The sequence below is a fragment of the Pseudomonas sp. SID14000 genome, assembly GCF_002165135.1.
In the GTDB taxonomy this organism is placed as follows: domain Bacteria; phylum Pseudomonadota; class Gammaproteobacteria; order Pseudomonadales; family Pseudomonadaceae; genus Aquipseudomonas.
In genome coordinates, this window is record NZ_NFZQ01000062.1 from 1 (window position 1) to 753 (window position 753).

Consider the following 753-nt stretch of genomic DNA (forward strand, 5'->3'; position numbering starts at 1 on the left):
TGTTCCACCACAGGTACTTGGACTTGTAAGTTGCATCGATGATGGTATGCGGCAGGCCGTCATCGCTGTTCAGGTACTCGGTCATCTGGCCGAGGGCATCGAATTCGGCGAGCAGGTTGCCCTTGTCATCGTAGCGCGCTCGCCAGGTGCTGCCGTCCGGATAGCTGACCTGGGTCACCAGCGTGGTCAGGTGGTGATATTCGTAGGTGGTCTTGCGGCCCAGCGGGTCGGTTTCTTCCAACAGGCGGGCGTATTCATCGTACTTGAAGGCGAGCCGGTTGCCGTCCGGCAAATCCAGGCCAACCATGTTGCCCTGCTCGTCCAGCTCGATGGCGTAGCGTTCGCCACCGTAGTCACGGCTGGCGAGCACGCGGTGGTCGGCGTTGTACTGCACTTCCAGCTCGCGGCCGAGCACGTCGGTGGCCCAGCTGGTGCGGGCGTCTAGGTCGTAGCGGAAGTGGTAGTGTTCGCCATCGCTGGTCCAGTGTTCGACCACGCGCGGCTTGTCGCCGAGGGTTTCCCAACGGTAGTGGCAGCCCAGGCCCAGCGCGTTGCTGTGGGTTACCATCAGGCCTTCGGCGTAGCTGAAGCTGCGCACGGTGTCACCGTTGCGGTTGATCACCGCGCTCAGCTGGCCGTGTTCGTCGTAGCGGTACTGGGTGAGCGTTTCCACCGCCTGGTTGTTCACCACGCGCTTGATGTCGGTCAGGCGACCGAGCGGGTTGTCGTAGTGCAGGTGCACGCGGGTGCCGC

1 pseudogene is annotated in these 753 nt (G+C 63.2%); it reads right to left on the reverse strand.

The features are described 5' to 3' along the window. A pseudogene (locus tag CAY82_RS24860) lies at positions 1–753 on the reverse strand (type IV secretion protein Rhs); the annotation flags it as partial.